At 68.2% G+C, this 19,819-nt stretch carries 24 protein-coding genes; 16 read left to right on the plus strand and 8 right to left on the minus strand.

Annotated features, from left to right (window positions below):
- Positions 1–88 precede the first annotated feature (88 nt).
- Complete coding sequence (locus NDI56_RS13505) at positions 89–1,456, plus strand: ATP-binding protein (protein ID WP_310920064.1); 1,368 nt, start codon at positions 89–91, stop codon at positions 1,454–1,456.
- A 75-nt stretch (positions 1,457–1,531) separates the two neighbouring features.
- On the opposite strand, the gene NDI56_RS13510 is transcribed toward NDI56_RS13505, so the two are convergent.
- A complete protein-coding gene (locus NDI56_RS13510) occupies positions 1,532–1,966 on the minus strand; it encodes a universal stress protein (RefSeq protein ID WP_310920065.1) in 435 nt (144 codons plus the stop codon).
- Positions 1,967–2,071: 105 nt separating this feature from the next.
- Here NDI56_RS13510 and NDI56_RS13515 point away from each other — a divergent pair, with 105 nt between their 5' ends.
- The 4 genes from NDI56_RS13515 (at position 2,072) to NDI56_RS13530 (ending at position 4,317) form a co-directional block, all read left to right on the plus strand.
- The gene (locus tag NDI56_RS13515) at positions 2,072–2,344 is read left to right on the plus strand and encodes a hypothetical protein (protein WP_310920066.1); all 273 of its coding nucleotides are present in this window, start codon (positions 2,072–2,074) and stop codon (positions 2,342–2,344) included.
- 78 nt (positions 2,345–2,422) lie between these two features.
- Entirely contained in the window at positions 2,423–3,295 is an 873-nt protein-coding gene (locus tag NDI56_RS13520) for an MBL fold metallo-hydrolase (RefSeq protein ID WP_310920067.1), read from the plus strand.
- A 39-nt stretch (positions 3,296–3,334) separates the two neighbouring features.
- Positions 3,335–3,958 carry a DUF7979 domain-containing protein gene (locus NDI56_RS13525; protein WP_310920068.1) on the plus strand — a complete coding sequence of 208 codons (624 nt, stop codon included), beginning with the start codon at positions 3,335–3,337 and terminating at the stop codon, positions 3,956–3,958.
- Between the two features lie 68 nt (positions 3,959–4,026).
- Entirely contained in the window at positions 4,027–4,317 is a 291-nt protein-coding gene (locus tag NDI56_RS13530) for a hypothetical protein (protein WP_310920069.1), read from the plus strand.
- 4 nt (positions 4,318–4,321) lie between these two features.
- Here NDI56_RS13530 and NDI56_RS13535 read toward each other — a convergent pair whose 3' ends face one another.
- On the minus strand, positions 4,322–5,266 hold the full coding sequence (locus tag NDI56_RS13535) for a DUF5787 family protein (protein WP_310920070.1): 945 nt from the start codon (positions 5,264–5,266) through the stop codon (positions 4,322–4,324).
- A gap of 283 nt (positions 5,267–5,549) precedes the next feature.
- Here NDI56_RS13535 and NDI56_RS13540 point away from each other — a divergent pair, with 283 nt between their 5' ends.
- The 5 genes from NDI56_RS13540 to NDI56_RS13560 are packed head-to-tail and all read left to right on the plus strand — an operon-like array spanning position 5,550 to position 8,469.
- Complete coding sequence (locus NDI56_RS13540) at positions 5,550–6,782, plus strand: translation initiation factor IF-2 subunit gamma (protein WP_310920071.1); 1,233 nt, start codon at positions 5,550–5,552, stop codon at positions 6,780–6,782.
- Positions 6,779–7,156, plus strand: coding sequence for a DUF188 domain-containing protein (locus NDI56_RS13545; RefSeq protein WP_310920072.1), 378 nt, complete (start codon positions 6,779–6,781; stop codon positions 7,154–7,156). Before NDI56_RS13540 ends, NDI56_RS13545 begins: the two co-directional genes overlap by 4 nt.
- A 1-nt stretch (position 7,157) precedes the next feature.
- Positions 7,158–7,736, plus strand: a complete 579-nt coding sequence (locus tag NDI56_RS13550) for a DNA-directed RNA polymerase (RefSeq protein WP_310920073.1) — start codon at positions 7,158–7,160, stop codon at positions 7,734–7,736.
- Positions 7,736–7,933 (plus strand): transcription elongation factor subunit Spt4, encoded by a 198-nt coding sequence (gene spt4 / locus NDI56_RS13555; protein WP_310920074.1) that lies wholly within the window; start codon positions 7,736–7,738, stop codon positions 7,931–7,933. Before NDI56_RS13550 ends, spt4 begins: the two co-directional genes overlap by 1 nt.
- A 47-nt stretch (positions 7,934–7,980) precedes the next feature.
- Entirely contained in the window at positions 7,981–8,469 is a 489-nt protein-coding gene (locus NDI56_RS13560; protein ID WP_310920075.1) for a GTP-dependent dephospho-CoA kinase family protein, read from the plus strand.
- A 106-nt stretch (positions 8,470–8,575) separates the two neighbouring features.
- Here the strand turns inward: NDI56_RS13560 and NDI56_RS13565 are convergent, their stop codons facing one another.
- Both NDI56_RS13565 and NDI56_RS13570 read right to left on the minus strand, forming a co-directional pair.
- The gene (locus NDI56_RS13565; protein WP_310920076.1) at positions 8,576–8,731 is read right to left on the minus strand and encodes a rubrerythrin-like domain-containing protein; all 156 of its coding nucleotides are present in this window, start codon (positions 8,729–8,731) and stop codon (positions 8,576–8,578) included.
- A gap of 87 nt (positions 8,732–8,818) precedes the next feature.
- Entirely contained in the window at positions 8,819–9,856 is a 1,038-nt protein-coding gene (locus NDI56_RS13570) for a THUMP domain-containing protein (protein ID WP_310920077.1), read from the minus strand.
- A 225-nt stretch (positions 9,857–10,081) separates the two neighbouring features.
- On the opposite strand from NDI56_RS13570, the gene NDI56_RS13575 reads away from it, so the two are divergent.
- Genes NDI56_RS13575 through NDI56_RS13585 form a run of 3 tightly spaced genes read left to right on the plus strand, consistent with a single transcriptional unit; the run spans position 10,082 to position 12,350 of the window.
- A complete protein-coding gene (locus tag NDI56_RS13575; protein ID WP_310920078.1) occupies positions 10,082–10,642 on the plus strand; it encodes a TATA-box-binding protein in 561 nt (186 codons plus the stop codon).
- A 58-nt stretch (positions 10,643–10,700) separates the two neighbouring features.
- On the plus strand, positions 10,701–11,090 hold the full coding sequence (locus NDI56_RS13580) for a DUF7473 family protein (RefSeq protein ID WP_310920079.1): 390 nt from the start codon (positions 10,701–10,703) through the stop codon (positions 11,088–11,090).
- Entirely contained in the window at positions 11,091–12,350 is a 1,260-nt protein-coding gene (locus tag NDI56_RS13585) for an MFS transporter (protein WP_310920080.1), read from the plus strand.
- A gap of 1 nt (position 12,351) precedes the next feature.
- Here NDI56_RS13585 and NDI56_RS13590 read toward each other — a convergent pair whose 3' ends face one another.
- From NDI56_RS13590 to NDI56_RS13605, 4 genes are all read right to left on the minus strand, one after another.
- Positions 12,352–13,344 (minus strand): NAD-dependent epimerase/dehydratase family protein, encoded by a 993-nt coding sequence (locus tag NDI56_RS13590; RefSeq protein ID WP_310920081.1) that lies wholly within the window; start codon positions 13,342–13,344, stop codon positions 12,352–12,354.
- Positions 13,345–13,410: 66 nt separating this feature from the next.
- A complete protein-coding gene (locus tag NDI56_RS13595; protein WP_310920082.1) occupies positions 13,411–13,773 on the minus strand; it encodes a hypothetical protein in 363 nt (120 codons plus the stop codon).
- A gap of 161 nt (positions 13,774–13,934) precedes the next feature.
- Positions 13,935–14,783, minus strand: a complete 849-nt coding sequence (gene hisG, locus NDI56_RS13600) for an ATP phosphoribosyltransferase (RefSeq protein ID WP_310920083.1) — start codon at positions 14,781–14,783, stop codon at positions 13,935–13,937.
- Positions 14,784–14,936: 153 nt separating this feature from the next.
- Positions 14,937–16,136, minus strand: a complete 1,200-nt coding sequence (locus tag NDI56_RS13605) for an MFS transporter (RefSeq protein WP_310920084.1) — start codon at positions 16,134–16,136, stop codon at positions 14,937–14,939.
- A 194-nt stretch (positions 16,137–16,330) separates the two neighbouring features.
- Between NDI56_RS13605 and NDI56_RS13610 the strand changes: the two genes are divergently transcribed.
- The 3 genes from NDI56_RS13610 (at position 16,331) to NDI56_RS13620 (ending at position 19,800) form a co-directional block, all read left to right on the plus strand.
- A complete protein-coding gene (locus tag NDI56_RS13610) occupies positions 16,331–17,428 on the plus strand; it encodes a hypothetical protein (RefSeq protein WP_310920085.1) in 1,098 nt (365 codons plus the stop codon).
- A 26-nt stretch (positions 17,429–17,454) separates the two neighbouring features.
- Positions 17,455–18,753, plus strand: coding sequence for an amidohydrolase (locus NDI56_RS13615; RefSeq protein WP_310920086.1), 1,299 nt, complete (start codon positions 17,455–17,457; stop codon positions 18,751–18,753).
- Between the two features lie 132 nt (positions 18,754–18,885).
- On the plus strand, positions 18,886–19,800 hold the full coding sequence (locus tag NDI56_RS13620; protein WP_310920087.1) for a hypothetical protein: 915 nt from the start codon (positions 18,886–18,888) through the stop codon (positions 19,798–19,800).
- Positions 19,801–19,819 lie beyond the last annotated feature (19 nt).

A 19,819-nucleotide genomic window follows, 5' to 3' on the forward strand; every position in this document is an offset into this window, starting at 1 on the left:
TGTCTGCACGTAGCACGGCAGCTATCGGCGCGTCGGAGTCGAACAGCTTCGAGTCACTTATGCCCGTCCCGAGGTAACCTGCGTGGGAATGAGTAATCCGGAACTGGACGTCGTCGAGTTCTTGCTGACGACAACTCTCTACAGCGAGCGACGAGATCTCGACCCCGACGACCTGCCACCCGCCTATCGAACGGTGTTCTGGAGCGACGGGGACATCGAGCGCCCGCTGTCGGCGACCACGACGACGGCGCGCGAGGCGACCGGCGTCGAGCGACCGTGGAACGCCGTCTCCGGGCTGATGTTCACCGACCGCGACGACTTCTCGGGGGCCATCTCCTTTACCGACCAGGAGCTCGCCGAGGAGTGGTTCCTCGAACGGGCCGACGCCCGAACCATCGAGGCGAACCCGGTGCTGGCGGCCGAATACGGCGACGACTACGACGTGGACTACGACGCCGCCCGCGAGGGGAACCGGCCGGCGCGGGCCGACCGCGCGTTCATCGACGCGATGCTGGAGGAGGCCTTCGACAGCGAGGACGAGGACGACGAGGAGATGCTGGACCTCGTGGACGTCCGCGCCCCGGCCGAGGTCGAGACGACGCTGAACGACCTCGTGCTCACCGCCGACCAGGAGGGCGAGATCCAGAAAATCGTCAAGGCCATCGAACACCGCGACTACCTGGCCCGCATCGGCCTGCGCGAGATCGGCAAACTCCTCTTTGTCGGCCCGCCGGGCACCGGGAAGACGAGTGTCGCGCGGGCGCTGGCCCACGACCTCGACCTCCCCTTCGTCGAGGTGAAGCTGTCGATGATCACGAGCCAGTATCTCGGCGAGACGGCGAAAAACGTCGAGAAGGTGTTCGAGGTCGCGAAACGGCTCTCGCCCTGTATCCTCTTTATGGACGAGTTCGACTTCGTCGCCAAGACCCGCTCGTCGGACGAACACGCCGCTATCAAGCGCGCCGTCAACACGTTGTTGAAGAGCATCGACGAGATATCCCTGATTCAGGACGAGGTCCTGCTCATCGGCGCGACGAACCACCCCGACCAGCTCGACGCCGCGGCCTGGCGCCGCTTCGACGAGATCGTCAACTTCCCCAAGCCGGACCGCGGCATGCGCGCGGACATCCTCCGCATCGTCACCCGGCAGATGGATATCTCCGACTTCGACCCGGACACGCTGGCGGAGCTCACCGAGGGGCTGACCGGGAGCGACCTCCGGATGGTGCTGCGCGAGGCGGTGCTCGAAGCGCTGACCGAGGAGCGCACCACGCTCACCCAGGACGACCTCGAAGACGCCATCAAGGACTTCGAGGAGCGGGACAACCTGAAGAACATGGACATGATCGACGGCGACCACGACGCGCTGGTGGCCGGTGGGGACTTCACCGACGACGACAGTGCCGAGGCGGCCTCCGACGGCGGGCACGACCACGCCCACGACCACGACGACTGACACGGACTGGTGTCGGTTCTCTCCGCGGGGGCGACAGCCCGGCACTCACGACACCAACCCGTCTGAGAGCCGGCCCTACGTGCTTCTGACGAGCACTACGTCGTACGAGCCGTCGGTCGCGATGCGGCTGCCGACGCTCGACGCGGTCGTGACGAGGCGGCCGGCGTCGTCCGAGCCGACAAAGACCATGTCGGCGTCGTTGCGCTTGGCGAACTTCCGGACGGGCTTGGCGATGCGGTTGCCGGTGACGCTGCGGCTGCACAGCTCGTACTCGAAGGCGGCCTCGGGGGCGATATCGTGGACCTGCTCGCGGAGCGTCGAGACGATGGTCTTCATATCGAACGGCTCGCCGGCGGGCAGCCAGCCCCGTTCCCGGGCGTAGGCGGCGTTGTTCGACGGGACGACGCTCACGACGAGCACGTCCTCTGCCAGTGCCTCGGCGAACTCGCGGGCGCGTTCGAGGGCCGCGACGGTGCGGTCGGCCCCGTCGAACGGAACGACGAAGGTCATATCGGTCACCACAGCGAGGACCGAAATATAGCTCCCGGAAGGGCGCGTGTCGGGTGTGCGCTCGGCTCAGTCTGTGGTTATATCCTCGGCCGTCGTCGTTGTGGTATGACAGACGACGTGTTCACGGATACCGACGAGTCGAGCGACGAGTGGGTCGACGTGCGGATGACCGACCCCGAGGCCGGCGAGTGGGATATCGACGTGGTCGTGGCCGGCGGCCAGGTGGAGTTCGTCGACCTCCGTATCAAACCCGGGCTGCTCGCGGGCTTCATCGACTGTCTCGTCGACGACGTGGGCGAGACGCGGGCCCGAGAGGTTCTCGCGGCCGCGGCTCGCAAGCAGGGCGTGGACCCCGAGGCGCTCGTCACGGAGGAGTAGCGGGCACGGCCGACGGGGAACCCCGCTGCCGCCGGGAAAACGCGGGACTTAGGGGCCTCCCCGTGGGAGTGTCCGCCGATGGAGGTCACGCTGCTGGGGACCGGCGACACGACCGGGACGCCGACAGTCGACTGCGACTGTGACACCTGTGAGCGCGCTCGCAGTCCGGACGAACGGCTGCGCGAGCGGCTGGCCGAGCGCGGCGTGGACGCCACCGACGGCGTCTCGCGCTCGCGCTTCTCGGTGTACGTCGAGAGCGCCGCCGGCGAGTCGCTGCTCGTCGACGTCAGTCCGGATTTCCGCCACCAGTTTCTGCGAGAGGGCGTCGCCCTGCCCGACGCCGCCATCGTCACGCACGTCCACTTCGACCACCTCGACGGGCTGGGCAACGCCTATCGCCTGTTCGACGACCTGCCGGTGTACGCCGCCGACGAGACGGACCCCGTCACCGGCGAGAGCGTCGCCGAGGGGGTCCGGAGCCGCTACGATTACCTCGACACCGTCTCGGTCCACCACCGCACGCCGTACGAACCCTTCTCGGTGGCGGGCCTGGAGGTGACGCTGGTCCCCGTCTCGCACCCACCGTTACTCTGTTACGGGCTCCGTATCGAGGAGCCCGAGAGCGGCGCCGTCCTGTCGATTTCGGGCGACACCTGCTACGAGATTCCCGACCGCTCGCGCGAGCTGCTGTCCGGCGCCGACCTGGCACTCGTGGAGGGTATCGTCCACGAGGAGGCCTGCGAGTTCCACCCGAAGGGCGGGGCTCACCACGACGAGTCGGGCGTCCCCCGGACCTTCGGGACCAAGCACATGACCCTCCCCGGCGCGCGGGACTTCGCCGCCGACATCGAAGCCGACGACTACCGCATCGTCCACACCGCGCATTTCGTCCCGGCCGACCGGGCCTTCGACGACGACATCGCCGTCGACAGTGAGCGGTTCTCACTGTAGGGAGAAAGCACTTATCGGGACCACCTGCACGTTTCTCCGATGGTCGACCTCAGCCGCGGTCAGCTGTCCGGACTCGCGATGATTCTCGTCGGGACCGCGCTCATCGCCGCCAGTTTCGTCGTCGTCCCATATCCCGGTGTGGCAGAATGCGAACACGAAGTCTCGCAGGTCGACGAGACGGTAATCGACGACGCTACCCCGGTGACACCGTTCACGGCGCTCTCCCCCGAGGCCCAGGCCGCGTTCCACGCGGCCGTGGACACCGACGGCCGCCACACGGCGTACGGCCAGTCGAACCGGCCGCCGGAGTGGAGCTACAGCGACAATGTCCGCTACTATGTTGTGCGCTACCAGGGCGGCGTGTATCAGGTTCTCACCTGGGCTGATTCCTTCCAGTTCTTCGACTACGGCTTCGTGGCCCTCGGGCTCGTTCCCGGAGTGGCACTGGTGGGCACAGGCGCGCTGCGGATTCGGGGCCGCCGACTTCCCGTCCCTCGACGGCCGGCCGTCGCCGGCGGCGCGATGGCGCTACTGGCCGGTGGCGGTATCTTCCTCGCGTTCGGTCTCGGCATCGACTCGCTCGTCGTGACTGGTGGTGCGCTGTTGCTGTGTCTCGGGGCGCTGGTGGTCCATCTCGGTCGGTCGCTCCTCGACGGGTCGTGAGATGAAACCGCGTTCGCGGCGGTGAAACGGGCCGGAGCTATATGTACGATGCTCACAGTACACCACGTATGGAACCGCGCGGAATCGCCGAGGCCGGCGGTGCGGCGCTCGTCAGCGGCGTGCTGGCCATCGCGGGACTGTGGCTGGCCGTCGGCTACATCGACTGGGTACTCGTTATCGGGCTCGCCGCCGGCGTCGCCATCGCCGCCGCGGCCAACTACCGCGCCCGCACCGGCCACGCCGACGCCGTCGCCACGGAGGCGCCCGAGGTGACCGCCGACAACTTCGAGGAGTACACGCCGATAAAGGCCGGGGACGGCGGCACCGAGGGGCTCGACGACGAGAGCGAGACGGAGTAGCCGCTCACCGAAACCGGTCCAGCCCCGACTGCCGGCGGCGGTAACCGTCCGGGTCGGGCTGCCACGGGGACCGCTCGGCCCGCAGCCCCTCGATATCCACCGACGGCGCCTCGGCGGCCTCGTAGCCGCCACAGTCGCTCCCGCACTCCTCGCTCGCCCGGACCGGACGCCCCTTCCACGCGCAGTGTGGAATCCCGTCGTCGTCGGGCGAACAGCGCCCACAGGCCGGATAGTCGAACGTCCGCCACCCCTTGGCGTAGGCCCGCTCGGCCAGCCGCGTCCGGGCGCTGGCGACCTCCGCGGCCGTCACGGGCCGGACGTCGGTCCGGGCGGGCGTTCGCTCGACGAGTTCGACACCCGGCCCGTCGGCGGGCAGCTGCGTCGGTTCTCTGACTACCTCGCGCTCGCCGCTGTCGGGGTCGAACCGCCAGACGCCGACTTCCTCGGGGATGCGGTTGAGGTGGGCGCGGGTGACGTAATCCGCCGTCGCCAGCACCACGCGGTCGACCAGCGCCAGCGACACGTCGGTCCGTAACTGGGTTTCGAGGTCGCCCGGTCTGTCCAGGTCGGGCTTGTTCTCGACGGCGGTGATGCGGTCGACCCAGTCAGGGTAGCGGGCGGTCTGGCGGACGTAGCTCCGGCCGCCGCGTCGCTCACGCTCGAAGAAGCCCCGCTCGACCGCGAGTTCGACGGCTCGCTCCGCCCGGTCGGGGTGACAGTCGAAGGCGTCCTTCCAGTACCGGGCCCGGCCCGGCCCCACGTCGGCCTCGATGGCCGCCGTCGGGATGCGGGCGGGCGTGATGGCGGCCCGGTCCCCGACGGCTCCCTCGACCACGACGGTGTCGAGGATGCGCCGCCCGTGGACGTGGCCCCCGAGCTGTCGGCTCACCAGCCGGTCCTCGCCTTCGAGGGCCGCACACAACGCCAGCTCGAACCCGAACTCACGCACGGTGGGAGAGAGGAGCGCAACGGACAAAAGCCGTGTGCTCGCCGACCCGGCAGGCCGCCGCGAGCCGGGCGCTGCCGCGTTTTCGCGGCGTCGCTGGACCACGTCGAGAGCGGCCGGGAGCGACACGCGCCGATAAAGGGGCCAGCGGTGAGCAGCATCGGCAACTGGCGGCGCTGGTCCGTATGCAGCTACGGAACTGCGCCACCGAAAGGTCCGGCCGGCGGGGCGAAACAGTAGGTTTATCAGTCGCACGTGGCGAATCTCCACCAAGATTACTCTCGAGATGACATCGAACAACCAACCGGAGGTGAACATCGGACTCGTCGGTCACGTCGACCACGGCAAGACCACCCTGGTACAGGCGCTGTCCGGCGAATGGACCGACCAGCACTCCGAGGAGATGAAGCGCGGAATCTCTATTCGGCTCGGCTACGCCGACGCCACCTTCCGTCGCTGTCCCGAGGAGGAAGAGCCCGAGGCGTTCACTGTCGACGAGCACTGTGAGGACCACGACGTCGACACCGACCACCTCCGGACGGTGTCGTTCGTCGACGCGCCCGGTCACGAGACACTGATGGCGACGATGCTGTCGGGCGCGGCCATCATGGACGGCGCGGTGCTCGTGGTTTCGGCGACCGAGCCGGTCCCACAGGCCCAGACCGAAGAACACCTCAGCGCGCTGGACATCATCGGTATCGACAACATCGTCATCGCCCAGAACAAGGTCGACCTCGTCGACGAGGAGCGGGCGATGGCGAACTACGAACAGATACAGGAGTTTGTCGAGGGGACCGTCGCCGAAGACGCGCCGGTCGTCCCCATCAGCGCGGGCCAGGAGGCCAACATCGACCTGCTCATCGACGCCATCGAGCGGGAGATTCCCACTCCCGAGCGCGACCCCGACGCGGACGCCCGCATGATGGTCGCTCGCTCGTTCGACATCAACCGCCCCGGGACGACGTACGAGGACCTGCTGGGCGGCGTTCTGGGCGGCTCGCTCGTCGCGGGCAAGCTGGAGGTCGACGACGAGATCGAACTGCGCCCCGGCCGCGAGGTCGAAGAGGGCGGCAAGACGGAGTGGCGACCGGTCACCACCGACGTGCGCTCGCTCCAGTCGGGCGGCGACTTCGTGGACGAAGTGACGCCGGGCGGGCTGCTCGGCGTCGGGACGGGGCTGGACCCCGCTATCACCACAGGCGACGCGCTGGCCGGGCAGGTCGCCGGCCCGCCCGGCAGTCTGCCGCCGACCCACGAGCAGTTCACGATGGACGTCGACCTGCTGGAGCGCATCGTCGGCGACGACGGCGGCGAGGTCGAGGACATCTCGACCGGCGAGCCGCTGATGCTCACCATCGGTACCGCGACGACCGTCGGCTCCGTGACCAGCGCCCGGTCGGGCGAGTGTGAGGTCGCACTCAAACGGCCGGTCTGTGCCCAAGAGGGCGCGAAAATCGCGATAAACCGACGTGTGGGGGCCCGCTGGCGGCTCATCGGTGTCGGCACACTGCGTGGATGATAGTGCTCGACACGAACGCACTCATGATGCCGGTCGAATGCGAGGTCCGCCTCTTCGAGGAACTCGATAGGCTCCTCCCCGACGCGGCCGGCTATCTCGCCCCCGAAGCGGTCCGTGCGGAGCTGGACAAACTGGCGGACGGAGCCGGCACAGAGGCCACTGCGGCCGCGGTCGGTCGGGACCTGCTCGACCGGTGCTCGCTCGCCGAGACCGAGGCCGACTACGCGGACGACGCCGTCCTCGAACTGGCCGCGCGCGAAGACGTGACACACGCCGTGACGAACGATAAACCCCTCAAACACCGCCTGCTCGACGCAGGGATTCCAGTAATTAGTTTAAGGGGCCGGAACAAACTGGGTATCACTCAACCATAACATGTACAAACGGGTACGCCTACGCGATACAGTCGAAGTGCCGCCGCGCCATCTGGCCGACGTGAGTCCGTCGATGGTCAAGACGCTCCTGCAGGAGAAACTGGAGGGCCGGATGGACGAGGACGTCGGCAGCGTCGTCTCCGTCATCGAGGTCCACGACATCGGTGACGGCGCCGTCCTCCCGAACAAGCCCGGCGTCTACTACGAGGCCGAGTTCGACGCCCTGACGTTCGACCCCCAGATGCAGGAGGTCGTCGACGGCGAGGTCGTCGAAGTCGTCAACTTCGGGGCCTTCATCGGCATCGGGCCGGTCGACGGGCTGCTCCACGTCTCCCAGATATCGGACGAGTATCTGGCATACGACGAGGAGAACCAGCAGCTCGCGTCCAGAGAATCGAACCGCACGCTCGGGGTCGGCGACGCCGTCCGAGCCCGCATCGTCACCAAGAGCATCGACGAGCGCAACCCCCGCGACTCGAAGATCGGCCTCACGGCGAAGCAGGTCGGCCTGGGCAAGCACGGCTGGCTCAAGGAGGAGCGTAAGAAACGCGAGGGGACGGCGGAAGTCGGTGATAGCTGATGGCTGACCGACTCGTCTGTCGCGACTGTCACCGCGTGCAGGGCGCCGAAATCGAGAGCCAGTGTGAGGCCTGTGGCGGGACCTCGCTGACCGAGGACTGGGCGGGCTACGTCGTCATCGCCCACCCCGAGGAGTCGAACATCGCCGCCGAGATGGAAGTGACCGAACCGGGCCAGTACGCGCTGAAAGTCCGCTAACGTTGCTCGAACTTCCTGCCCCGTTACGGGGCGAACTCAAGGAGCCGATGGGGCCTATCTACACCGACCCAGCGGCGCTGCTTTCCGACGCCGGCGACCCGCTGGTCGCCGTCGGCGATATGGTGACCTACCACCTGCTCGAAGCGGGACGGGTGCCCCACCTCGCGCTGGTCGACGAGAAGACCAAGCGGTCGGCGGTCGACAGCGACGTGGCCGAGGCCATCACCGGCTTCGACCGGACCGTCGAGGTCGCCAATCCGGCAGGGACGCTCACCCGCGAACTGCTCGATACGATGCGTGCGGGCCTCGACAGCGACGACACGACGCTCGTCGACGTCGAGGGCGAGGAGGACCTGGCGGCGCTGCCGGCGGTTCTCATGGTCCCGGAGACGGGATACGTCGTCTACGGCCAGCCCGACGAGGGGATGGTGCTCGTCACGCCCGAGGCGGCCGTTCGGGAGCGTGTTCGGTCGATACTGACGCGGATGGACGGGGATTCGGACGCGGTTTTCGACCTGCTTGACGGCTCTCACTGACGTGACGACGTACTAGCTAGACAGTCCCGTCAGGATAGCTCGTGTCCGCGGAGAGATAGAGCGGAGGTCCTTCGTCGGTCGGCCCAGGCCCGGTAAGCGACGTGAACTACTGCGGTCGGGGAACGGAGAGGTTCTGCATCTCGACGCCGCACCTGTCACAGCTCACTGTCGAGCGGTCGCTACAGAGCCGTTTTCCACACTCCGGGCACTCGAAGAGCCGTTCGTCGTCGTCACATGGCGCGGGGTCTGACCACCGTGGCATACTGTCACAGTATGTCTATCCGGGAAGCTTAAACGTTGTTACCACTCCCCAACAGTGGACGTTCGTCCACTACAACTGGACGAACGGTCACTTCAGCACGTGAACGTGCCTGACAAGGGACCGGTGGACGCGGCGCTCGAACAGCTGGGCGACGGTCCAGCCGGCCTCGCGGGCGAGGTGGCGCCAGTCGCGGTCGGCTACCAGCACGCACCGGGGCGCGATGCGGCGGGACTCGGCGAGCGCACCGGAAACGAGGGGGTCGAGCTCGCCCTCGATGCGCGACTGACGGCCGTAGGGGGCGTCGAACACGACGGCGTCGGCGACCCCGTCGGCGAGCGGGAGACGCGCCGCGTCCGCGCGGAAGAGGTCCCAGTCGCCCGGTTCGGGATACACGGCGGGGTCGGGGTGGCCGTCGCCGTCGAGCACGTGGCCGAGGTTCCGGCGCGTGCCACGGACCATCTTTTCCTGTGCGTCGCCGCCGACGGCGCGGGCGCCGACGAGCCCGGCCTCCAGCAGGAGGCCGCCGGTGCCACACATCGGGTCGACGACGGTCGCGTCGGGTCGCGCGCCGGCGATGTTGACCAGCGCGCGGGCCTCCAGCGGGGCCATGCTGCCGGGCTGGAAGAAGGGGCGCTCGGTCGGCTGGCGGCCGCCGAAATCGCGCCGGCTCTCGACGGCGGCCCAGCCCAGCGCACAGCAGGGCTCGCCCGCGTCGTCGCCGGTCTCGTCGTCGCCAGCGGGGTCCGAGAAGTACGCGTAGAGCGTGTGGTCGGGGTCGTCGAGGTCGACGGCGAACCCGCGGTCAGTGAGGACGCCGCCGAGTTCGCGTTCGGCCCGCTGGCTGTCGACGCGGGTGCTCGCGCGCACGTCGACGGCCCGGACCGCGACGGTTCCCTCGCGCGCGAGCGTCGCGGCGTCGAGGACCGCGGCCGCGCTCGCGATATCCGGCTCGCCGGTCCCGACGAGCTCGCAGGCTCTGTGGGTGTATGCGAGGTGGCGGACGCGGTCGGTGACGCCGCGAGCGGTCGCGAGCCCGGGCGCGAGCGGCGAGACGCCGCTGGCCGCGCTCGCGGCTTCCCGCCGCGCGAAGGGGTCGTCCTGTCCGCCGAGTTCGAGGACGTACACGCTCAAGGACTGTTCCCGCGGCGGTATCAGCGTGCCGGTCGGCCCTAATAGCCGGACGACTCGGGGACTCGACGGGCGGTCGGCCGAGCGAACGCGGACCACAGCGGGAGCGACGGGCCGTATTTAAAATGATTTATAGTCGGGTTTCAGAGGTGTTCGGACGGTTGACTGTCAGTCCATGCCATGAACCTTTATAAAGGTTAAATACGTGTTTTAAGTCGAGATATGGTTGACCCCAAGGAGACCATCAACATCGAAAACGTCGTCGCCTCGACCGGTATCGGCCAGGAGCTCGACCTCCAGAGCGTGGCGATGGACCTCGAGGGTGCCGACTACGATCCAGAGCAGTTCCCGGGACTGGTCTACCGCACGCAGGACCCAAAGTCCGCGGCGCTGATCTTCCGTTCGGGTAAAATCGTCTGTACCGGCGCGAAATCGACCGACGATGTCCACCAGAGCCTGCGCATCGTCTTCGATAAGCTCCGCGATCTGAACATTCAGGTGGACGACGACCCCGAAATCGTCGTCCAGAACATCGTCACGTCGGCGGACCTGGGTCGGAACCTCAACCTCAACGCCATCGCGATCGGCCTGGGGCTGGAGAACATCGAGTACGAGCCCGAGCAGTTCCCCGGGCTGGTCTATCGACTCGACGAGCCCGACGTCGTCGCGCTCCTCTTCGGTTCCGGGAAGCTCGTCATCACCGGCGGGAAAAAGCCCGACGACGCCAAGGAGGCCGTCGACAAGATCGTCTCCCGGCTCGAAGAGCTCGGGCTGCTGGACTGAGACGCGGGCGATCAGGCGTAGCAAAACGCACAAACGCCGGGGCGACCAAGAGACGGGTATGCTTCAGGCCGGCACGCCGAGTCTGACGGGCGGCGGCGTCCTCGCGGTCGTCGTCACGCTCTTGCTCACGTGGCTGTTCTACGCGGTCACGCTCCATCTAGCGGCGACCTTCTTCATCGGGGAGACGCCGACGCAGCTGGCGGCGAAGGCCGCCCTCGTCCCCGCGATCGTCTCGATGTTGCTCCAGCAGTGGGGCGTGTCTTCGGGACTCGTCTCGCCCAGCATCGGCGTGCTCGTCGTCGTCGTGGCCACGCTCATCGCCGACGGTATCGGCATCAGCCTCTCCTATCGCCTCTCGACGGGGTCGACCGCGCCGCTCGTCGCGCTGCATCTGGCTTTCGCCGCCGTGCTTGGCTTCGCGCTGAACAACATTTTCGGCCTCATCTAGATGGACGGAAACGACCGCGCTATCGTCACCTTCACCGGGCTGGCCCACGCGCTCGTCCACACCTACGAGCTCTCTATTCCCATTCTCGTCGTCGTCTGGCTCACCGAGTTCCCCGTCTCGACGGCGCTGCTGGGGACTGTCGTCGCCGTCGGCTACGCCCTCTTCGGTGCGGGCGCGCTACCGGGCGGCGTGCTGACGGACCGCTACGGCTCGAACCGGCTCGTCACCGCCTGTCTGGTCGGCATGGGCGCCTCCTTTCTCCTGTTGAGCGTCGCCCCGAACGTCCCGGCTATCGCCGTCGCGCTGGGCCTGTGGGGGCTCTCGGCTAGCGTCTACCACCCCGCGGGGCTCGCGCTCATCTCGACTGGTGTCGAGGAACGCGGCAGCGGGTTCGCCTACCACGGGATGGCCGGCAACGCCGGCATCGCGCTGGGCCCGCTCGTCACCGCCCTGCTCTTGCTGGTGGCCGACTGGCGCGTCGTGGTCGCCCTACTCGTCTCTCCCGCCGTCGCCGCCGTGGCCTACGCCCGCACCGCCGAGTTCGACGAGACGGCGGCGGTGAGTCCGGAAGACGGTGCGCCCAGTGCCGACGGCGGGGACGCGGCCGACGGCCCGCCGAACTCCCTCGGCGCCTTTCTGGCCGACAGCCGCGCGCTCTTTACCACCGGCTTCACGCTCGCGATGCTCGTCGTGATGGCCAACGGCCTCTTCTATCGCGGGACGCTCACCTTCCTCCCGGACGTACTCGGGGGCTTTCTCCCGCCGGTCGGCGACGTGTTCGGCCTGTTCGCCGGGAGCGCGCTCGCCGCCGAGTTCGACCTCGCGTTCTACCTCTATGCGGGCCTCCTGACGGTCGGTATCGGCGGTCAGTACGTCGGCGGGAAGCTCACCGACCGCATCGAGACGCCGACCGGGCTGGCGGCGGTCTTTACCGGCCTCGCGGTGGTCGCCGTCCTCTTCGTCCCCGCCGCACAGGCCGGTGTGGCGCCGCTGCTGGCGGTCAGCGCGCTGCTTGGCTTTCTCCTCTTTACGCTCCAGCCGCTCTACCAGGCCACCATCGCCGAGTACAGCCCGCCCGGCGACCGCGGGCTCTCGTATGGCTACACGTACCTCTGCTCGTTCGGTATCGGCGCGGCCGGCGCGGCTATCTCGGGGTATCTGCTGTCGGCCGTCGGCGTTCGGGGGACCTTCGTCGGTCTGGCCGCGTTCCCGCTGGTCGGGCTCGCGTTCGCGCTGGCGTTGTGGCGGCTGGACGGGTGAGTCACGCCTCCGTCGCCAGCTGCTCCCGTTCCCACTCGAAGTACTCCCGCAAGCCGTCTTCGAGCGGCCGGTGGTCGATGCCGAGCTCCCGTTTCGCCTTCGAGTTGTCGACCGCGACGTCCTTGCCGCTCAGGAACGCGAGCGTCTCCGCCCGGAGTCCCTCGGGCGGCGTCGCGACGCGCTCGACGACCCCCATCGCGCCGGCCATGAGGCCGAACACCGAGGACGGGGCCGTCCGGGGTGCCGGGACGCCGGTGATGTCCTCGGCCAGGGCGAACATGTCCGCCATCGTCCGCGTCTCGCCCGCGACGATGTACTCCTCGCCCGGCTCGCCTCGCTCCATCGCCCGGACGTGTGATCTGGCGGTGTCGGCGGCGTGCTCGAACGGGAACGCCCAGTCGCGGGGGACCATCGGTAGGTCTTCCTGCAGGTAGTCCCGCAGGACGCCGCGGTTCGTCCCGTAGGGCTTGTCCCACCGCCCGAAGGCGTTGCCGGGCAGGACGACGACGAGCGGGAGCCCGTCGTCCATCATCGGCCGCGCGACCTCGTAGTGGGCCTCCCACTTCGTGCGGAGGTAGACGGGCGAGGACGGTTTCGTCGGGTCGTCGGACTCGTCGACCGGCTCATCGCCCGTGTCGTCGTAGAAACCCGCCGTACTGGTGTAGACGCCTTTCGGGACGGCCAGTTCGTCCATCAGTTCCAGCACGTTCCGCGTCCCCTCGACGTTGACGCGCTGTGCCGTGGCCTCGTTTTCCGGCCCCGGGCCGACGTAGGCCCACGCCGCGATGTGGAAGACGCCGTCGACGCCTGTCATCGGTTCACGCAGGCTCTCTTTGTCCGTGATATCGCCCTCGACGACCGTGACCTCGCTCGGCAGATGGCTCGCGTTCGACGCCGAGCGCGTCACCCCGACGACGTCGTGGCCGGCGTCGACGAGCTGGTGGACGACGTGTGAGCCGACTAGTCCCGTCGCGCCGGTGACGAGATACTCCATGCGAGATGGCTTGCCTACTCAGGGTAAATATCTTGCGCGGCTGTGCGAGAGAACCGGGGAGGCGGGCTAGTTACGCGACCGGAGATACGAGGAGACGCCCACAGCCGTCGTCAGGATGACGACTGCGAGCGAGAGGAACCCCAGGAACACGTCGAGCGCCATCACCGCGATACTCGCCACCACGAGGCTCAGGACGAACCAGCCGCCGGTCAGCAGGAGGAATATATCGATACGCCGGAGGATTTCGCCGTCGACCACACCTGTCGGTGCGATGCCAGCTATATAGTTCCATCCACTTCCCTTGGCGGAGGCGTCCTCGAATCGGTCGTCGTCACGCGTCTGGAGTTCTTCGACGGCAGCCTTTGCGTCGTCGGCTTCTGACGCGGAGCGAAGGCCTGCGACGCCCTCCGGCTGTGGTCCTCGTGTCATGCGACGGAGCGTCCCCTCCATCGTCTCGTCTCCTCGCTCGTGCGCGGCGAGTCGCTCGTGGGGCTCCTCCGAGACACGAATCGTCTTGACTATGCCGTCTATCTGGGTGCGAGAGCGTTACGCCGGTGCCTGACCCGTTCCGAGCGAACCGCTCCGGTAGCTCACTCGACGAGGCGCTCGATTTCGGTCACGAGCACGTCGCTCGCCCCGACCTGCTTGAGGTCGTTGATGGTCTCGAAGACGTGGCTGTCGTCGACGACGGCGTGGACGGCGACGTCGTCGCTCCCGGCGATGTCCATCACTGTCGGGCCGCCCATCCCCGGAAGCACGTCCTTCACGTCGGCAACTGCGTTCTCGGGGACGTTCATCATCAGATACCGCTTGCCCTCCGCCGACAGCACCGAGTGCAGCGCCATCTCGACCTGCTGGACTTTCTCGTCGTCGGCCACGTCCTCGCGGGCGAACAGCCGAACCGAGGAGGCGAGCACCTCGTCGATGATACCCAGCCGGTTCATCCGTAGCGTCGTCCCCGTCGAGGTGATGTCGATGATGCCGTCGGCGATGTCGACGTGGGGCGTCAGCTCCGTCGCGCCCGAGACCTCGGCGATGTCCACGGTGACGTCGAGGTCGGCGAAGTACGCCTTCGCTATGTTGGGGAACTCCGTGGCGACAGTGCCGCCGTCGAGGTCGTAGACGGTCTCGATGTCGCCCTCTTCCGGCGCGGCGAGCACAAGCCGGCAGCTCCCGAACTCGAGGTCCAGCAGCTCCGCCAGGTTCGTGACCTCGGACTCGCGGACCTGGTCCAGCCCGGTGATGCCGATGTCGGCCGCGCCGTCCGAGACGTACTCCGGGATGTCGGCCGCGCGGGCGTACAGCACCGTCACCTCTGGGTCGACGGTGTCGGCGTACAGCTGGCGGTCGGCTCCGTCGACGATGTGGAGGCCGGCCCGTTCGAGCAAGTCCTCGGCCGGTTCGTGCAAACGACCCTTGTTGGGGACGGCGATTCGCATATCCGGACCCTCGCGGCGGCGGGCCTACTGTCTTTCCCTCTAGTAACCGTTGCTGGCTCTGTCGGCGACGACGAGACGACCCTGCTAGGAGTGACTGTCCCCGATTCTGACGGGACACCGTTCTGGGCGTCCGACGAAACACGGGCTACGGTCCTACTCCCGCCGTGGCAACGACAGAAACAGCCCACCCGCGAGCAGCGTCAGCGCGGCCATCACGTAGAAGGAGAGGTCGAACAGGCCGCGGTCGGCGAACGCCCCGACGACTGTCGACCCCATCGCGCCGACGGAGAAGAAGCCGGTCCGCAAGAGGCCCCAGCCGGTCCCCTCGACGGGGTCGGGGAGCAGGTCGACGATGTAGGCGTTCGTCAGCGGGCCGGAGCTCATCCGGACGCCGATGGCGGTCGCGCCGAGGCCGAGGAGGAGCCGTCCTTCGAGCACTGGCACGAGCGCGAGCGGAACGGCGCTGACGACCGTGACCCCGACCAGCACCTTCGGCGAGCCGTAACGGTCGGCCAATCGGCCGGTCACGGCCTGTGAGAGCGCGCCGCCGACGAAGAGTCCCGAGAGGAGGGCTCCGGCGGTCCCCTGGGAGAAGTCCCGCGTCGCGACGAGATACGTCGTCAGGAACGCCGTCACGGCCTGGAAGACGACCAGCATGACCATCGCGCCGACGACGGCGACGGCGAGCCGTCGGTCGCTCAGCCCATCGACGACCGCCCGGAGGTCGGCCCGCAGCGAGCGGTCCGCCGTGGCCGTCTCCCGGTCGGAGATGCTCAACCAGAGCGCGACGGCGACGAGCGCGAAGCAGGGGACCGCCGCCGCGAGGCCGACGCGCCAGCCGTAGCGGGTGGTCACCAGCGCGGCGACGAGGGGCAGCACTGCCGAGCCGACGGAGCCGGCGGCCATCACCGCGCCGAAGGCGACCCCCTCGCTGTCGTCGAAGGTCCGCGAGAGCAGGGTGCCACGCGGCGGTCCGTAGAGTCCGGTTCCGAGGCCGAACCCGGCGGTGGCCAGCACGAACAGGGTGTAGGTCGGCGAGGCGAGGTAACCGAGCAGACCCACGCCGGAGAGCAGCGCCGACCCGACGAGCAGCGCCCGCTCGCCGACGCGGTCGATGTAGACGCCGGCGGGGAACTGCATCGCGGCGTAGGTGAGCCAGAGGACGGTGACCGCGATGCCGGCCCGAGTGTTGGAGATGCCGAACTCCGCGCGGATGGTGGGGAGGACGGCGGGCACGACGAAACGCATCCCCAGCACGAGGAACCAGCCGGCCGCGACGGCCGCGAGCAGGCGGTAGGGGTTGCCAGCCCGCGAGTCGCTGACGACGCCCCGGACCCGGTCGCTGACACCCATTAGATACCGGACGGAGGCGCTCGACCGGAAAGACGCTGACGGATGGGGTACGCCGTTGCGGGCCAGCCGTCCGTGCACTGGGCGTTCGACTACACACCGCGGACCGGCCCGGAAGCACAGCGTTTTGTTTCGCGGCCTACTAGCTGAAACTGTTGGTGAGTCCAGTCTCTTTCACACTGGCGACTTTCGTTCTGGTGAGTCTGGTAGTCGCATCGACGCTCTACGCGCGGCGAGTCCGGCGCTACGACAGCGAGCGTGCAGCGGCGATGCTGGACAGTGCTGGGGGGACGGTGTTGGGGGCCTTCGCTACGGTCGCCGCCCTCGTTCTCGTCGGCAGCAACGCCGGCCTCCTCAACGAAGGCCTCGCAGTCGCCCTTCCGGCCGGCGGCTGGCGTTTTGTCGGGACCGTCAGCGTCGCCGCCCTTTTCGCCGGGCTGCTCGCTGGGGGGACACTCCTCTGTTACGCACCGCTCGCGTTCGCCATCGTCACAGCCACCGAGACGGACCGCACCGCCCCCGAACTGCTCGGCAGGCTCGCTCGCTCGCTCCTCGTCTACGCCCTCGTGTTGACGCCGCTGCTGACAGTCCGCTGGTGGCCGCAGTTCGGACTCGCCGGGCTCCTCGCGACACTGGCGACGCTGCGGGCACTGTGGCACCTGCTTTCCCCACAGATCGTCCGGTTCACCCACTGGACGCGACCGCTGCGGGAAGAGGAGCGCGAGCGCCTCGAAGCGGCGTCCGCTGCCGTCGAGTTCGAACCCCACGCGGTCTCCGTTCTGGACAGTGAGCGGTCCCCCTTGCTCGGGATGAGTTACTTCGGAATCCCGGGTCGTCGCACGGTGCTCGTCGCCGAGCAGTTCCTCTCGAACGCGGACGATTCACAGCTTCGCGTCGCGCTCTCCCATCTGGACGCCATCTGTCGGACGGGGTTTACCGAGCGCCGGACCGCTATCCTCTCCGGCGGTCTGCTTGGCTGTGCGTTCTTGCTCTCGCCGCTCTCGCCGCTCTCCGCTCTCCGGACGCTCCTCGCTCTGGCGGCCCTGGCCGCGGGTGTCGTCGCCGGGCTCTGGCGACTCAGCGCGAAACTCTATCGCGCCGATCGCGTTACGGCGGACCGGGTCGGCGCGCGGGAGCTGCTCGCGCTGTTCGAGTGGTGGCTCGACGAGTGTGGCCAGCCGGAGTCCACGCACGGGCGACTCGCCACAGTCCTGCACTCCCAGCCTCCACAGAACCGGCGTCTCGATCGGCTCCGCGAGCGGGCCGACGGCGACGACCCGAACCCGGCAGATTGAGGCACCGGGAGCCAGAATCCCGTCCCATGACCGAACTCCTCGTTGCCGGCGGTCAGGTACTGCGGCCCGATACGACAGTCGAACGCGCCGACGTGCTCGTCGACCAGGACAGCGGCGACATCCTCGCTGTCGACGACCCCGGCGAACTGACCGGCGACGACACGCTCGATGCCAGCGACGGGCTCGTCATCCCCGGACTCGTCAACGCACACACGCACGTCGCGATGACGCTCCTCAGAGGGTACGCCGACGACAAGCCCCTCGACGCGTGGCTCCAGGAGGACATCTGGCCGGTCGAGGCCGAACTGACGCCCGAGGACGTCCGCGTCGGCGCCGAGCTCGGACTGGTGGAGATGATTCGGTCGGGGACGACGGCGCTCTCGGATATGTACTTCCACGTCGACGAGATAGCGGCGGCCGTCGAGGAGAGCGGCCTGCGGGCCGTGCTGGGCCACACCGCCGTCACCGTCGCGAAGGACGAGGCTGGTGCGCGGGCGGACATGCAGGCAAGCCTCGACACGGCCCTCGACCTCGACGGCGCGGCCGACGGGCGCATCAAGACAACCTTCCAGCCCCACAGCCTGACGACCGTCGGTGAGGAGTACCTGCGGGAATTCGTCCCCGAGGCCGTCGAGGCGGGTCTGCCCATCCATCTGCACGCCAACGAGACGACCGACGAGGTCGAACCACTCGTCGACGAGCACGGCGCTCGGCCGCTCGAATACGCCGACGACGTGGGGTTGCTCGGCGAGGACACCTTCCTCGCACACTGTGTCCACGTCGACGAGACCGAAATCGACCTGCTGGCCGAGACCGGCACCGGCGCGGTCCACTGCCCGGCCTCGAACATGAAACTCGCCAGCGGCATGGCGCCGGTCCAGCGACTGCTCGACGCCGGTGTCACCGTGGCGCTGGGCACCGACGGCGCGGCCTCGAACAACGACCTCGACATGTTCGACGAGATGCGTGACGCCGCGATGGTCGGGAAACTCGCCGCTGACGACGCCAGCGCCGTCCCCGCGGGGGCGGTCGTCGAGATGGCCACGGCGAACGGGGCCGACCTGCTTGGCTTCGAGTCGGGACGCATCGAGGCGGGTGCGAACGCCGACCTCGCCGTGCTGGACCTCGACGCGGCACACCTCACGCCCGCCCACGACCTCGTCTCGCATCTGGCCTACGCGGCCCGGGGCAGCGACGTGTGCCACACGGTCTGTGACGGCGACGTGCTCATGCGGGACCGCGATCTGACGGTGTTCGACGAGCGGGCGGTCCGCGACCGGGCGAGCGACCGCGCCCGGGCGCTTATCGACCGCGCGGCCGAATGAGTATTAAACTCTCATACACCGTTATAAACGCTCTAACTTTCCCTGCGGTCGTCGTGTCGGAATCCACGACCACCTGAACGAACTGAACGGGAGGGGGGGTTTAATCAGGTCTCTTTCCAGGGTGGATATGTGATGCACACCAAACTGTTCGCAGTTATGGCCACTGTGGGTCTGGTCCTGTTCGCGTTCGGACCGGGGGCCGCCACCGCCGCTGCCTCGGCGGCCAACACCGCAGGCAACGATTCGCTCGACGTGTCGGTCAGCCAGGCCGGCAACTCGGGACCGACGGTGACGGTGACCGGCAACGGCACTGCCGTCGAGAACGCCTCAGTGTCCGTCGAAGCGCTCGAAAACGGCTCCTACGAGGGCACGGACGAGACCTACTCGACCGACGCGAACGGCACGGTCTCGCTCCCCGCACCCGAGGAGACAGTCACGGTGAAAGTGACCGCGACCGCCGGCGACGCGACCGGGTCGACCACGGTGGAGCTGACCGCCGGGAACGAGACCGCCAGCTTCGGTGACCGCGTCTCGGCGTTCGTCGAGTCGCTGCTCTCCGGTGACGCCGACAACGTCGGACAGCAGGTCGCCGAGTTCGTCACCGAGAACAACCCCGGGAACGCGCCCGACCACGCCGGCCCGCCCGCTGACGACGACAAGCGTGGTCCGCCTGAGGACGCCGGTCCGCCCGAGGACCGCGGTAACGACGCGGACGACGACGAGTCCGACGAGGACAAGCGGCGCGGTCCGCCCGAGAACGCCGGCCCGCCCGAAGACTGTGGTAACGACGACGACGAGACCGAGGCCGAAGACGAGAGTGAAGCGGACGAGGAGGACGACTCTGAAAGCGACGCCGAAGCAGACGAGGAAGACGAATCCGAAGACGATTCCGAAGCTGACGAGGACGACGAATCCGAAGACGATTCCGAAGCAGACGACGAGGACGAATCCGAAGACGATTCCGAAGCTGACGAGGACGACGACTCTGAAGACGACAGCGACGACACCCGCGGCCCACCCGCGAACGCCAACGCCGGCGGTAACTGAGCGGCTTCGGTAGCGTTTT

This window comes from Halomicroarcula saliterrae (assembly GCF_031624395.1).
Classification (GTDB): Archaea; Halobacteriota; Halobacteria; order Halobacteriales; family Haloarculaceae; genus Haloarcula; species Haloarcula saliterrae.